The sequence below is a fragment of the Hyunsoonleella jejuensis genome (genome assembly GCF_900111025.1).
In the GTDB taxonomy this organism is placed as follows: Bacteria; Bacteroidota; Bacteroidia; order Flavobacteriales; family Flavobacteriaceae; genus Jejuia; species Jejuia jejuensis.
The window spans coordinates 332,433-345,883 of sequence record NZ_FOFN01000001.1; the positions used below are offsets into that span (position 1 = coordinate 332,433).

13 protein-coding genes are annotated in these 13,451 nt (G+C 34.9%); 6 read left to right on the forward strand and 7 right to left on the reverse strand.

Going from position 1 to position 13,451, the window contains the following annotated elements:
• The first annotated feature begins 47 nt into the window (after nucleotides 1–47).
• The 3 genes from asnS (at nucleotide 48) to BMY39_RS01420 (ending at nucleotide 3,626) form a co-directional block, all read left to right on the forward strand.
• On the forward strand, nucleotides 48–1,481 hold the full coding sequence (asnS, locus tag BMY39_RS01410) for an asparagine--tRNA ligase (RefSeq protein ID WP_092574466.1): 1,434 nt from the start codon (nucleotides 48–50) through the stop codon (nucleotides 1,479–1,481).
• Between the two features lie 79 nt (nucleotides 1,482–1,560).
• Nucleotides 1,561–3,021, forward strand: a complete 1,461-nt coding sequence (gene rpoN, locus BMY39_RS01415) for an RNA polymerase factor sigma-54 (RefSeq protein ID WP_092574468.1) — start codon at nucleotides 1,561–1,563, stop codon at nucleotides 3,019–3,021.
• The gene (locus tag BMY39_RS01420; protein ID WP_092574470.1) at nucleotides 3,018–3,626 is read left to right on the forward strand and encodes a hypothetical protein; all 609 of its coding nucleotides are present in this window, start codon (nucleotides 3,018–3,020) and stop codon (nucleotides 3,624–3,626) included. The genes rpoN and BMY39_RS01420 overlap by 4 nt, the downstream gene beginning before the upstream one ends.
• Here the strand turns inward: BMY39_RS01420 and BMY39_RS01425 are convergent.
• Nucleotides 3,623–4,318 carry a porin family protein gene (locus BMY39_RS01425; protein ID WP_092574472.1) on the reverse strand — a complete coding sequence of 232 codons (696 nt, stop codon included), beginning with the start codon at nucleotides 4,316–4,318 and terminating at the stop codon, nucleotides 3,623–3,625. The genes BMY39_RS01420 and BMY39_RS01425 overlap by 4 nt on opposite strands.
• Nucleotides 4,319–4,356: 38 nt before the next feature.
• A complete protein-coding gene (locus tag BMY39_RS01430; protein WP_092577508.1) occupies nucleotides 4,357–5,124 on the reverse strand; it encodes an XRE family transcriptional regulator in 768 nt (255 codons plus the stop codon).
• Nucleotides 5,125–5,203: 79 nt separating this feature from the next.
• Here BMY39_RS01430 and BMY39_RS01435 point away from each other — a divergent pair, with 79 nt between their 5' ends.
• Both BMY39_RS01435 and dinB read left to right on the forward strand, forming a co-directional pair.
• On the forward strand, nucleotides 5,204–8,218 hold the full coding sequence (locus tag BMY39_RS01435; protein ID WP_092574474.1) for a DNA polymerase III subunit alpha: 3,015 nt from the start codon (nucleotides 5,204–5,206) through the stop codon (nucleotides 8,216–8,218).
• Nucleotides 8,211–9,428, forward strand: coding sequence for a DNA polymerase IV (gene dinB / locus BMY39_RS01440; protein ID WP_092574476.1), 1,218 nt, complete (start codon nucleotides 8,211–8,213; stop codon nucleotides 9,426–9,428). Before BMY39_RS01435 ends, dinB begins: the two co-directional genes overlap by 8 nt.
• Nucleotides 9,429–9,560: 132 nt before the next feature.
• On the opposite strand, the gene BMY39_RS01445 is transcribed toward dinB, so the two are convergent.
• From BMY39_RS01445 to BMY39_RS01460, 4 genes are read right to left on the reverse strand one after another with little or no spacing between them, the layout of a single operon-like run.
• Complete coding sequence (locus tag BMY39_RS01445; RefSeq protein ID WP_092574478.1) at nucleotides 9,561–10,001, reverse strand: DUF3157 family protein; 441 nt, start codon at nucleotides 9,999–10,001, stop codon at nucleotides 9,561–9,563.
• A gap of 42 nt (nucleotides 10,002–10,043) precedes the next feature.
• Complete coding sequence (locus BMY39_RS01450; protein ID WP_092574480.1) at nucleotides 10,044–10,250, reverse strand: helix-turn-helix domain-containing protein; 207 nt, start codon at nucleotides 10,248–10,250, stop codon at nucleotides 10,044–10,046.
• Between the two features lie 2 nt (nucleotides 10,251–10,252).
• Nucleotides 10,253–10,828, reverse strand: coding sequence for a DUF2975 domain-containing protein (locus tag BMY39_RS01455; RefSeq protein ID WP_092574482.1), 576 nt, complete (start codon nucleotides 10,826–10,828; stop codon nucleotides 10,253–10,255).
• 2 nt (nucleotides 10,829–10,830) lie between these two features.
• Nucleotides 10,831–11,334, reverse strand: a complete 504-nt coding sequence (locus BMY39_RS01460) for a DUF2975 domain-containing protein (RefSeq protein WP_092574484.1) — start codon at nucleotides 11,332–11,334, stop codon at nucleotides 10,831–10,833.
• Between the two features lie 130 nt (nucleotides 11,335–11,464).
• Between BMY39_RS01460 and BMY39_RS01465 the strand changes: the two genes are divergently transcribed.
• On the forward strand, nucleotides 11,465–11,896 hold the full coding sequence (locus BMY39_RS01465; protein ID WP_092574486.1) for a hypothetical protein: 432 nt from the start codon (nucleotides 11,465–11,467) through the stop codon (nucleotides 11,894–11,896).
• An 18-nt stretch (nucleotides 11,897–11,914) separates the two neighbouring features.
• Here the strand turns inward: BMY39_RS01465 and BMY39_RS01470 are convergent, their stop codons facing one another.
• Entirely contained in the window at nucleotides 11,915–13,408 is a 1,494-nt protein-coding gene (locus BMY39_RS01470; protein WP_092574488.1) for an aminotransferase-like domain-containing protein, read from the reverse strand.
• Nucleotides 13,409–13,451: the final 43 nt, after the last annotated feature.

Here is a 13,451-nt window from a genome sequence, read left to right on the forward strand (position 1 = left end):
ATTTTCAACATTGAATCTATTATATTTACTGTTCAAAATTCTCATACATGCAGTTATATTCCGTTTCACAATTATTAAAACAGGAAAACACATTACCAGAAGTAGAAGTAAAAGGTTGGGTAAGAACCTTTAGAGCTAATAGATTTATTGCTTTAAATGATGGCTCTACCTTAAAAAATATACAGTGTGTTGTAGATTTCGAAAATACAGATGAGGACCTACTAAAGCGTATAACAACAGGTGCTGCATTGCATATTAAAGGAGAATTAGTAGAAAGCCAAGGGAAAGGGCAAACTGTAGAAATTCTTGTAAACGACCTAGAAGTTTTAGGCGATTCTGATCCTGAGGCATACCCCATTCAACCCAAAAAACATTCGTTTGAGTTTTTACGGGAAAACGCGCACTTACGCACCCGTACAAACACATTTAGCGCCGTAATGCGTTTGCGTTCTACATTGTCTTACGCCATTCATAAATATTTTAATGATAACGGCTTTTACTACATGCATACGCCAATTATAACGGGCAGTGATGCTGAAGGTGCAGGCGAAATGTTTAAAGTGACTAAACTTGATGATAAAAACCCGCCGCTTGATGAACATGGCAATGTAGATTATTCAAAAGATTTCTTTGGGAAAGAAACTAACTTAACCGTTTCTGGACAATTAGAAGCAGAAACCTACGCCATGTCCTTAGGTAAAGTTTACACCTTTGGCCCGACGTTTAGAGCTGAGAACTCGAACACTTCAAGACACTTATCAGAGTTTTGGATGATTGAGCCCGAAGTTGCTTTTATGGATTTACCAGGGAATATGGATTTGGCCGAAGATTTTCTAAAATATGTGCTCAACTACATTTTAGAAAACAACAAAGACGATTTAGACTTCTTGGAGCAGCGTTTGATAAATGAGGAAAAAACCAAACCTCAAGCAGAACGCAGCGACATGACGTTGATAGAGAAATTAAAGTTCGTAATTGACAATAATTTTAAGCGTGTAAGCTATACTGAAGCCATTGATATTCTTAGAAATAGTAAACCTAACAAAAAGAAAAAATTCAAATTCCCCATAAACGAATGGGGTTCAGATTTGCAAAGTGAACACGAACGCTTTTTAGTGGAAAAGCACTTTAAATGCCCTGTAATCTTGTTCGATTATCCAGCAAACATCAAAGCTTTTTATATGCGATTGAATGAGGATGGGAAAACAGTTCGCGCTATGGATATACTCTTTCCTGGTATTGGCGAAATGGTGGGCGGTTCGCAACGTGAAGAACGCTTAGAGGTGCTTAAGGAAAAAATGGCTGCTTTAGATATTCCTGAAGATGAATTGTGGTGGTATTTAGATTTACGTAAATACGGTACTGCAGTACATTCTGGTTTTGGCTTAGGTTTTGAGCGTTTAGTGATGTTTGTCACGGGCATGGGTAATATTAGAGATGTGATTCCTTACCCGAGAACGCCTCAAAACGCAGAATTTTAAATCGACTTTGGCATAACTTTTTCATATAAGCGTTTAACTAGAAGAATTTTTATACTTTTATCTTAAACCAAATCCAAATATGCTCAAGCAACATTTACAGTTTAAATTATCACAAAAGTTATCGCCGCAACAAATTCAATTAATGAAATTGATACAGTTGCCTACACAAGCTTTTGAGCAACGCATAAAACAAGAGTTAGAAGAAAATCCCGCGCTTGAAGGTGGTAAAGAGGAAAAAGACACAGATTTAGATGCTGATTTTGAAAATAGTACAGATGATTTTGATGATAATGAAACTATAAATGCCGAGGATATTAATGTTGACGAGTATTTGAGTGATGACGAAATACCTGATTATCGCACGCAAGCCAATAATTACAGTAGCGATGATGATGAAAAATCTATACCTTATGCCGCGGGCACCTCGTTTACACAACATTTAATTAATCAGTTAAATACGTATAGACTTTCAGATGAAGAACGCGATATTGCAGAGTTTTTAGTAGGTAGTGTTGATGAAAGTGGTTATATAAGACGTTCGCTTTCTGATATTACTGATGATTTGGCATTTACCCAGAATGTATATACCACTGAAGACAAAATTGAATCTGTCTTAAAAATTGTACATCAGTTAGATCCTGCTGGTGTTGGTGCACGAAATCTTCAGGAATGTTTAAGCATTCAATTACACAGAAAAGAAAAAACGGCAGATACCGATTTAGCTATCGCAATTATTGACAATGCCTTTGATGCCTTTACTAAAAAGCATTACAAAAAGCTACTTCAAAAGTTTGATATTTCTGAAATACAACTCAAAGATGCCATTACTGAAATTGAGCATTTGAATCCTAAACCAGGTGGTTCCTACGCTGGTAACAATCGTATTGTAGAACACGTAGTGCCTGATTTTGCCATTAAAATCGTAGATGGTGAATTAGAATTAACATTGAATGGTAGAAATGCGCCCGAGCTTCATGTATCGCGAGAGTACAATAATATGCTAAAAGGTTATAAAGACGCTAAAAACAAAAGCAAATCGCAAAAAGATGCGGTGCTCTTTATTAAGCAGAAATTAGATGCTGCAAAGTGGTTTATAGAGGCTATAAAACAGCGCCAACAAACATTATTTGTTACCATGAGTGCCATTATGCATTACCAAAAAGACTATTTTTTAACAGGTGATGAACGCCAATTAAAGCCTATGATTCTAAAGGATATTGCAGATGAAATTGATATGGATGTTTCCACAGTATCTCGTGTTGCCAATAGCAAGTATGTAGATACACCTTATGGTACAAAATTAATAAAGGAATTCTTTTCGGAATCGATGAAAAACGACCAAGGTGAGGATGTTTCCACTAGAGAAATTAAAAAAATACTGGAGACCGTTATAGAAGAAGAAAACAAAAGAAAACCACTTACAGATGAAGCTTTAGCCAAAATATTAAAGGAAAAAGGCTACCCTATTGCACGACGTACTGTTGCAAAATATAGGGAACAATTGGATATTCCAGTAGCACGTTTAAGAAAAAAGATATGATACATCGTATCTTAAAGAGTATTTCGATTATTTTTCATCCATTAATAATGCCAATAGCTGGTGTTATTTTTTATTTTGCCAAAACACCGCGTTTCATTGACAGGGAAGTGATTTGGGCTAAACTTGTTTCGCTTTCAATACTCACCATCATTTTACCCATTCTTTTATATTTTTTGCTTAAAACATTAGGTAGGGTAAAGTCTATTTATTTAAGAAGCACCAAAGAGCGCATTATTCCATTAATTTTAAATATAATAGTTGTTACGCTGGTCATCCAAAGGATATTAAGACCCGATCCCTACATTGAGTTGTATTATTTTTTTGTGGGCATTTTAATTTCAACACTTGCTTGTTTAATATTGGTTCTATTTAAGTTTAAAGCAAGTATACACATGATTGCCATTTCTGGAGTGTTTATGTTCTTTATTGCATTAAGCATTCACTTCAGCATTAATATTAATGGTACTTTGGCTTTAATGTGTATTGTTATGGGTGCAGTAGCCACCTCTCGCTTGCATTTAAAAGCGCACTCATATCCCGAACTGATTATGGGTATTGTAATTGGTGTATTTCCCCAACTTATTTTGGTAACCAATTGGCTTTAGAGTACATAGAACATCAATCCTATTTTAACAGCATTCATCTCTAACGCTTCACCATTTAATTGTGCGCTATCAGAAAAAATAGGATTTAAACCATAATATACAAACACATTCCACGTATTGTACCCAACGCTTAGGGTAAGTCCGTATTGAACGTTATTAAAATCTTCATTATTGCTGTATTTTAATTCCCCTAAACTACCTTTAAACTTACTTCTATTAGCAAACACATACCCTAATTTAAATCCTGTATAAATACGCCAAAATTTATACGTGGTAGTAGTTGATGTTCGCCATCTGTATTCAATAGGTAATTCTATAACATGTTCTGAAAACTTGTTTTTAGTAAAGCTTACGGTTTCGCCATCTATAATACTATAGTTGAAATTTCCAGAATTATCCTGTTGGATCAACATATTCTGAATATAAGAGTTTGTAGAGTACCCCAAACCTATACCAATAGCTTTGTTGCGGCGTTTATTTATGGGCATATCCTTAACAAAACCCAAATGAAACCCAAGTGAAAAACTATTCTGCTTCAAATCATTAGGCTTCCCTCCTAATACGTTGTATGTTGTTCCTATGTAAAACTGATCTTCTTTGTATAATGAATCTACAACTTTACTTGTGATTTCTTGAGAAAACATCAAGGTTGCAAAAAAGGTAAAAACCAGAGCTATTAACGGCTGTTTCATTAGATTATCGTAGCGTTATTTCAAAGATAACTTGAAAATTAATTTTTCAAACCTTTAATTGCTTTTAATTCAACATTAAGCTCCTGAAATAAGGTTGCAATACTACTTAACTTTAATTCATCTGCATCGTACTCTTGGGTATTAATACAGCAGGTAAATTCCCATAGTTCTAAGATGCTTTCCTTTTTAACATCATACGGGTTATAAAACCTATTATCACTACTTAACGTTAAGGTGTCATCATCCTTTACATAAATACGTTTATATACTAGACCATCATCTTTCGTTAGCACAATATAAGTGCGCCCATTTTTTACCTCATTAATATCATCCATAAATTTTGCTACAATAAAAGCCCCATCTTTCACGGGTAACATAGAATCGCCGCTAATGGGAAATGCCCTGTGCGTGCCTGTAGGTAAAAACGGGAGCTTTATTTTTTGAAGCTGCTCAATATACTCAGGATCTTCATACCCTTGTAGATAGCCTGCTGATGCTTTTGCTGGTATAATTTCAATTAAATCTTCATTAGCTTCATTTACGGTTATGGGGAATAGCACACGTTTGTTACCCACTTCAATAAAAGAGGTGTCTTTGGCTTTCCGCAAATCGTTCTTTACCAAAATATCTATAGGGATATCAAAGTAATTTGAAAGCTCTATCAGGCGATCAATTGGTGGTTCCGAACGTCCTTCTTCATACGAGCCTACCATGGAACGCGACCACCCCAACTCATCAGCAAATCGCTCCTGTGAAAACCCTTTAAGATTTCGTAAATGCTTAATGTTAGATTGAATATACTTCATCCCAAAAATAAATTTTAACATTATTTGCTACAAATATAAGCAACAAAAACTACATATAGTAGCTAATTTTGCTAATCCCATGTATTTAAACTGTCACACATACTACAGCTTGCGCTATGGCACTATTAAGCCCGAAAAACTGCTCGCCATTGCCTCAAAAAATGGGGTACAGACATTGGCATTGACCGATATTAACAATACATCGGTATGTTTAGATTTTGTGCGGCTTTCTGAAAAGTATGATGTAAAACCTGTATTGGGTATTGATTTTAGAAATGGTGCACAACAACAATTTGTGCTATTGGCAAAAAACAATGAAGGATTTCAGAATATAAACAGTTACTTATCGCAATTTCTACACAACCATAATCTCGACATCCCTGAAAAAGCACCTGAGCTAGAGCACACGTATGTTATTTACCCTTATCAACATCATAAAAATTTCAACCTAAAAGCACATGAGTTTTTGGGTATTGCACCAGAGGACCTCAATAAACTTAAATTCTCGAAATGGAATAACTTCCGCAGTAAATTAGTAGTCCTAAAAACCGTTTCTTTTGAAACAAAAAAGGACTTTAACACGCACCGCTTGTTACGCGCCATTGATAATAATACCTTACTGAGCAAACTTCCTAAAAGCGAAGAAGGCAAACCCACAGATAGAATGTTGCCTTATGATGAACTGTGTGAAACCTACCAAGAATTTCCAGAGCTTTTGGAGAATACCTCAGCTATTTTAAACAATTGCTCGATTACATTCGATTTTTCCCAAAGCACTCCAAACAACCAAAAATCGTTTACCAAAAGTGAGGATTCCGATTATAAATTATTGAAAAAACTAACTTATGAAGGACTAGCATATCGTTATGAGATCCTTAACGACACCATTTATAACCGTATAAAAAAGGAATTAAAAATCATTAAGAGTCAGAATTTTGTATCCTACTTTTTAATTAATCATCATATTTTAGAATATGCCCGAAGCAAGGGTTATTATTACGTTGGTCGTGGTAGTGGTGCCAATAGTATCGTAGCTTACTTATTGAGAATTACGGATGTGGACCCCATAGAATTAGACCTGTATTTTGAACGTTTTATTAATCTATACCGAAAAAATCCACCCGATTTTGATATTGATTTTTCATGGACCGATAGGGACGATATTACCGATTTCATTTTTAAAACCTTTAGGCATACAGCACTTTTAACAGTGTATAATACCTTTAAATTTAAGGCCTCGGTGCGCGAATTGGGAAAAGTTTTTGGGTTGCCAAAAGCCGAAATGGATGTGCTTACCCGAGGGCGTTACAACATAAATGCTTTGGATAAGCTGTCGCGCTTGGTCTTAACCTATAGTGAGTACATTCAAGGATTCCCCAATTACCTGGGTATTCATGCCAGTGGCATTATCATTTCAGAAAAACCCATACATTATTATACCGCCACATTTTTGCCCCCAAAAGGCTATGCCACTACGCATTTTGATATGGTTGTTGCTGAGGATATCGGACTTTACAAATTCGATATCCTTAGTCAGCGGGGTTTGGGCAAAATAAAGGACGCCGTTGAAATTGTAGCGTATAATCATCCTGAAAAACCACCTATTGATATTCACGACATCAAACGTTTTAAACAGGACGAGCGCATCAAATATTTATTGCGAAATGCAAAAGCTATTGGCTGCTTTTACGTAGAATCTCCCGCGATGCGCATGTTACTGAAAAAATTACAGGTAGATGATTATTTAGGTTTAGTGGCAGCAAGCTCTATTATCCGCCCCGGCGTTGCCAAATCCGGCATGATGCGTGAGTATATTTTAAGGCATCGCTATCCTGAGCGCATTAAAAAAGCCCATCCTGTTTTATTGAATATTATGCCAGAAACCTATGGTGTAATGGTTTATCAAGAAGATGTGATTAAGGTTGCCCATATTTTTGGAGGGTTGGATTTGGGGCAAGCCGATAAACTGCGCCGTGGTATGTCGGGGAAATTTCGTTCTCGTGAAGAGTTTTTAGCTGTAAAACAACAGTTTTTTGATAATTGCAAAAAAAGCGGAAAACCCGAAGCACTTACCGCAGAAGTATGGCGACAAACTGAGAGTTTTGCAGGGTATGCCTTTGCAAAAGGGCATTCAGCATCATACGCTGTGGAGAGCTACCAAAGTTTATTTTTAAAAGCCTACTATCCGTTAGAGTATATGGTGGCTACCATTAATAATTTTGGAGGGTTTTACAGAACTGAATTGTATGTTCACGAAGCCAGAATGCACGGTGGTATGATAGAAGCACCTTGTATCAATACTAGTTTTAATCAAGCAATTATTAAGGACAAAACCATTTATTTAGGCTTTATGTTTTTACACGCTTTAGAAGCTAGGACCATTAAAAATTTACTTGAAGAACGTTGCCAAAATGGAGTATTCAAAAGTCTGGATGATTTTATAGACCGTGTACCTATTTCTGTTGAACAGATTTCTATTCTTATAAAAATTAACGCTTTTAGGTTTACGGGGGTCAATAAACGGGAATTGCTTTGGGAGGCCCACTTAAAGATTAGTAAAACCACTTTTGAAACACATATTAATACATTGTTTGAAACTGAAAAAATCAATTATAAAACGCCCGAACTACCAAGTACAGCCTTAGAAAATGCCTTTGATGAAATAGAACTTTTAGGATTCCCACTATGTAATCCCTTTAAGCTTTTAGAAAAACCGTTTGAGACCAAACTGAAAGCCACTGATTTACCCAACCATATTGGAAAAACAATATCTATTAAAGGCTATTTAATTACCACAAAAAACACCTCTACCTCAAATGGCAAACGGATGTATTTTGGAACTTTTTTGGATTATGATGGTAATTTTATAGATTCTGTCCATTTCCCACCAATTGCAGCAAAGTATCCATTTACGGGAAAAGGGATTTATGAGATTATAGGAAAGGTAATATCGGAGTTTGATTGTATTAATATAGAGGTTTCTAAACTAGAACGTTTGACAATTATTGAAGACCCTCGTTATAAAATTGATTCCAATAATCCCACATTTCAAAAGAAAAGAAGTTTTGAAGACCTAAAAATGCATTATGGTTAACGATCGTTCTATTGTACACATGGATTTAGATACATTTTTTGTATCCTGTGAACGCTTACTCGATAGCCGCCTTAACGGAAAACCTATTCTTATTGGTGGCACAAGCGACCGTGGTGTGGTAGCTTCCTGTAGCTACGAAGCACGCAAATTTGGCATCCACTCTGCTATGCCCATGCGAATGGCGAAGCAACTTTGTCCAGAAGCAATTGTACTTAGAGGGAATTCTGGTATCTACACGAAGTTTTCGCAGAACGTTACCGAAGTTATAAAAGACAGTGTTCCGCTTTACGAAAAAACATCTATTGACGAGTTTTATTTGGACCTCACGGGAATGGATAAATTTTTTGGTTGCCATAAACTCGCCTCCGAACTACGGCAACGTATCATAAGGGAGACTGGACTACCTATTTCCTTTGGATTGTCTATTAATAAAACCGTTTCAAAAATTGCTACAGGCGAAGCAAAACCCAACAACCAAATACGCGTACTAAAAGGTACAGAAAAGCCATTTTTAGCGCCACTTTCGGTAAAAAAAATCCCCATGGTGGGGAATGTTACCTATAAATCCTTATGTGATTTAGGCATCAAACGTATAAAAACGGTACAGGACATGCCCATGCAGCTCATGCATCGGGTATTGGGAAAAAACGGTTTGAGCATTTGGAAAAAAGCCAGCGGTATCGATAACAGCCCCGTTATACAATACCATGAACGTAAATCTATTTCCACAGAACGCACATTTAATAAAGATACTACCGATGTTACAAAACTAAGGGGCATCATCATCGCTATGGCCGAAAATTTGGCGTACCAGTTACGTCGTGGCAATAAATTAACAGCTTGCATTACCTTTAAAATAAGGTATTCTGATTTTCAAACCTATACCCAGCAACAACGCATTCCATACAGTGCACTGGACCAAAACATTATTCCTGTGGTTTTAGATTTGTTTAAAAAACTATACAACAGGCGATTATTAGTACGACTTATTGGTGTAAAGTTTAGTCATTTAGTTGAAGGCGGCCATCAAATTAATCTCTTTGAAGACAATGAAAAGCATTTGCACCTAAGTATGGCCATCGATAAAATGCGGGAACGTTACGGAGACAGGGCAGTAATTAATGCGGCAGGAATGGAAGCCAAAAGTATTAGCCGATGGAACCCGTTTACTGGGGAACCACCACCACTTTTAGCGAATAGGCGGCAGTAAACAGTTTTAACTTTTATAGTTCCAATCATGAATGAAATTGATTTGCTTGATGCAACAAAAAGAGACACCACAAGCGGATAGACAAAAAACCCTCAAAAGAAAAAGATAAAATAATATATGTGCAATAGTACCTTAAAACAACTTCCCCTTTTCCATAATCTTAAAGCCAGTACGTTTATAAAACACGCGCTTTCCATTGGCGCAAAATGTGTAATTCCCACTTGCTTTTTTTTCAAAAGCAGATAACAGCACCACGTCGTCTACCGTACAATCATAATCTTTCGCTACCTTCGTTTTTATATGGCTAATCGTAGCTCTACCTTTTTTAAGTTGCGCTTGCACTTTACCATTTAGTTTTGGTTCTTTAAAATCCTTGGGGAGGTCACATGTTTTATCAGTAGTTTTTGGTGTTACTATTTTTTCGTCCGAGGGTTTTTCTAAATCAATATATTCCCAAGTAAAATCTGCTTTAAGCAGTACACGACGGCCATCATCGGTTTTTACTATGTGATTGTCTTGTGAAAAACCAATGGAAGAAACGAGTAACAGAAGAAAAAAAACAAATGATTTCATAGCAAAAAATGTAAAGTTGAAAACGTTTCTCAAAAATACAATTTAATCTTCAACATACTCTAAAATATCAGCAGGTTGGCAATCCAACGCTTTACAAATAGCTTCTAAAGTTGAAAAGCGAACAGCTTTGGCTTTACCAGATTTTAATATTGATAGATTCGCTTCAGTGATACCAATAATTTCTGCCAATTCTTTACTTTTCATGTTTCGCTTGGTAAGCATGATGTCTAGGTTTACAATTATTGGCATATTTATATGGTTAAGTCGTTTTCTTGTTTTAGATAATGACCTTGTTTTATCAATTGAGAAATAATCATTAAAAAGAGAGATACGATAAATATTGGAAAACCAACTGATACAATAAATAGAAATAGGTTACTCATAGTAAAACCTAATGCATAACCAAATTCGTAGGTTAGTGTTTTCGAAACGTCTTCAAATGGTTTATAATAAAAAACAATACTAATTGTTATCTTAAAGATTAGTAAAATGATTCCGAAAACTAAAAGACCTTTCCCAATTTTAAATAGTTGAATTCCGTTCTCTTCATTAAATATTAAGTTGTTTGATAAATCTCTAGTTGTCTTTCTAAAAATATTTAGCAAATAGAATAGATAAATCAAGAGAGTAAAACTTAAAATTGATGCAATTATGTAAAATGAATGGTTAACATCATCGGGAATCTTAATTCCAAGAAAAATTTCTCTTTTAGATTGATTATTAACAACAAAATGATAAAAACCATTCAGTTGCTTTAATGCGAAATATATAACCCCAAAAGAAAGAAGAATATTTAACCATTTTAGAGATAAGACTAATTTTTTCATAATTAAATTGTTAAATCGTTTTCTTCTTGTGTTTTTCTTGCCTTTGTAAAAACTTCACTTAAAAACATAAAAAACAGACCAATTATTATAGGCGTAATTAAAGAAAAATCTATTCCAAACCTAATATCTCCCAATAGTAGTAACCTTATAACGAATTTAAAAACCGCATAGGAAACTCCACAAATTAATATAAGCTTGCCTCCCATTTTAAAATTTTCAGTTATCAATTCAGAAAAATAGTTGCCTTCAGATAACTCTTTTAAAGTTCCCTTTAATAAATAAATAGCCCTAACAAACAGTATATAAATAACAACTAGTACCGCTGTAATAACTATCAGTTTTTGAGTACTTAAGCTTGAAGTATTATACCCTTCAATAACTTTTAAATCGACCGTTTCACCCTGCTGGAATATAGTTACAATGAAAATAACTATTCCAACAAGCACTAATAGCAATAAATAATAATAAATGTTTATTAGTTTTCTTAAAACTTCAATAGTGTTCATTATACATAAAATTATTGTTTAACAATAACAAAAATATAAAAAATTATTGAAAAACAATAATTCTTATTTAAAAAGTGTACTTAGATAAACCGCTTATATTATTTATCTTTACCTATATTATATACTATTTATGCCACAAACCTTCACTACAATTGCCAAATACCAATATTCAAGCGAAGCTCAAATTATAAAAGGTCGCCTGGAGGCTGATGGTATTCAAGTTTTTCTTTCAGATAATTTAACTATCGATACCGATCCGTTAGTAAGTAACGCTATTGGTGGTGTGAAGCTTAAAGTATTGACACATCAAGCTTCAGAAGCACAAGACATTTTAAAATCTATTGAGAAATATTCTGTTGATGATAACGGCAATACTATTATTTGCCCAAATTGTAAAAGCGAAAAAATAGAACTGTTTTCAACTATAAAAAATGTTAAATCATTTTTTGCATTTATTTTTGCTCTTGTTTTAAACATTTTTGTAAATGTACTTCCGCTTTACGAAAAACACAGATATAAATGTGAAGATTGTAATACTGAATTTGATATGAAAAAATCCTAAATATAAAACACCCGAAGGCTAACCCAAAGACACAGCTTTATAAGCTTTCTTTAACTTTTTAATTACACGCTCTATTTCTTCTTCATTTAAATGCCCAAATCCAAAACGAATAGCGCACGTATTTTTATCTTGATAAAGTATCGTTTTTGGAATATATAAATCATTTTTATCAGCCTCTTCTACTAATTTAATCAATGAAATTTTAGGATTAAACTGCAACCAAATTGCTAATCCTCCAGAAGGTATTTTCCAACTTAAAACCCCTTTAAAGTTAATTTCTAAACACTTATATAAACAATCGCGTCGTTCCTTGTAGGTAATAATGTTTTTTTTCATGAGACGATATATTTCGCCTTCAGAAATTAGCTCCGTAAGCATTTGTTCTTGAATAACATCGCCTTGTCTATCTAGTAGTTGCAAATAGTTTTTTGCTTCAGAAATTAAATTCTCGGGAGCTACAACAAATCCCGTTTGAAAACTAGGAAATAACGATTGCCCAAACTTTCCTAAATAAATTACCACGCCATTTGCATCGGCACTAGCCATAGGCAACATTGCCGAACCATTAAATTGAAAATCGTAATCATAATCATCTTCAATTATCGCAAACTCGTACGCTTTTGCCAATTCTAATAATTCCAGCCTTCTTTCGGCACTTAAGGTTTGCGTGGTTGGATAATGCCTATGCGCACAAACATACACACTTCGAATACTGCCCTTAACAAAATGTCTCTTAATGTATTGAACATCCAAACCATTGGCATCAACAGGAACCGTTTTTATAGCGGCGCCCGCTTGTTGAAAAATCATATTAGCCGCGTAATTACTAAGATTACCCACCAAAACCACATCACCCTGCTTGACTAATAGCTGTGAAACAATATAAAGACTCATTTCGGTACTTCGCGTACTAATTAAATTATAGGGCTTGATATGAAATCCTCTTGTCGCATTCAAGTAATTACAAAGCTGTGTTTCAAAAGTAGAGACATATTGTGGAGTTGTATTCCATTTAGAAACTAAAGACTTGCGTTTCATTACAGCACTATACCATCTAGAAAACTCATGCACGGGATGTAATCTTAAATCTGGTTTGCCATCATTTATGCTATATCGCGCCTTGGTAGCCTGTGATGTAGAGGCCAAATTAAGTGATGACTGAAAAGGAAATCCTGTTTGTTTAGAATACGCATAAGCTTGTTTTACGTGATGGGAAGTCGCTTTAATGGCTACTGTTGTTTGTTCTGGCACCAACACGAATGTGCCCTTGTTTGGGATAATTTCTACCCAACCTTGAGATGCCAATTCATCGTAAACCGCTACAACCGTATTACGATGAATATGTAATGTCTTACTTAAAACCCTAGAACCAGGCAATACTACCCCTTTTTGTAAATACCCACGCTGAATCGCATTAATAACCTGTTGTGCTATCTGTATATAAACAGGTTTGGTATCTGATTTATCAAAATGAATTAACTGCTCTAAAATGTCAACAACCGGACTATTCATTGTTTTAAAACTGGACTATTTAAATCGTCCGGAAAGTTACGAT

What these genes read in the sequence shown, in the direction of transcription:
- BMY39_RS01465 (WP_092574486.1), top strand. Translation starts at nt 11,465, where the DNA reads ATGCCACAAACCTTCACTACAATTGCCAAATACCAATATTCAAGCGAA.
- BMY39_RS01450 (WP_092574480.1), bottom strand. Translation starts at nt 10,250, where the DNA reads ATGCCAATAATTGTAAACCTAGACATCATGCTTACCAAGCGAAACATG.
- BMY39_RS01445 (WP_092574478.1), bottom strand. Translation starts at nt 10,001, where the DNA reads ATGAAATCATTTGTTTTTTTTCTTCTGTTACTCGTTTCTTCCATTGGT.
- asnS (WP_092574466.1), top strand. Translation starts at nt 48, where the DNA reads ATGCAGTTATATTCCGTTTCACAATTATTAAAACAGGAAAACACATTA.
- rpoN (WP_092574468.1), top strand. Translation starts at nt 1,561, where the DNA reads ATGCTCAAGCAACATTTACAGTTTAAATTATCACAAAAGTTATCGCCG.
- BMY39_RS01420 (WP_092574470.1), top strand. Translation starts at nt 3,018, where the DNA reads ATGATACATCGTATCTTAAAGAGTATTTCGATTATTTTTCATCCATTA.
- BMY39_RS01435 (WP_092574474.1), top strand. Translation starts at nt 5,204, where the DNA reads ATGTATTTAAACTGTCACACATACTACAGCTTGCGCTATGGCACTATT.
- dinB (WP_092574476.1), top strand. Translation starts at nt 8,211, where the DNA reads ATGGTTAACGATCGTTCTATTGTACACATGGATTTAGATACATTTTTT.
- BMY39_RS01470 (WP_092574488.1), bottom strand. Translation starts at nt 13,408, where the DNA reads ATGAATAGTCCGGTTGTTGACATTTTAGAGCAGTTAATTCATTTTGAT.
- BMY39_RS01430 (WP_092577508.1), bottom strand. Translation starts at nt 5,124, where the DNA reads ATGAAGTATATTCAATCTAACATTAAGCATTTACGAAATCTTAAAGGG.
- BMY39_RS01460 (WP_092574484.1), bottom strand. Translation starts at nt 11,334, where the DNA reads ATGAACACTATTGAAGTTTTAAGAAAACTAATAAACATTTATTATTAT.
- BMY39_RS01455 (WP_092574482.1), bottom strand. Translation starts at nt 10,828, where the DNA reads ATGAAAAAATTAGTCTTATCTCTAAAATGGTTAAATATTCTTCTTTCT.
- BMY39_RS01425 (WP_092574472.1), bottom strand. Translation starts at nt 4,318, where the DNA reads ATGAAACAGCCGTTAATAGCTCTGGTTTTTACCTTTTTTGCAACCTTG.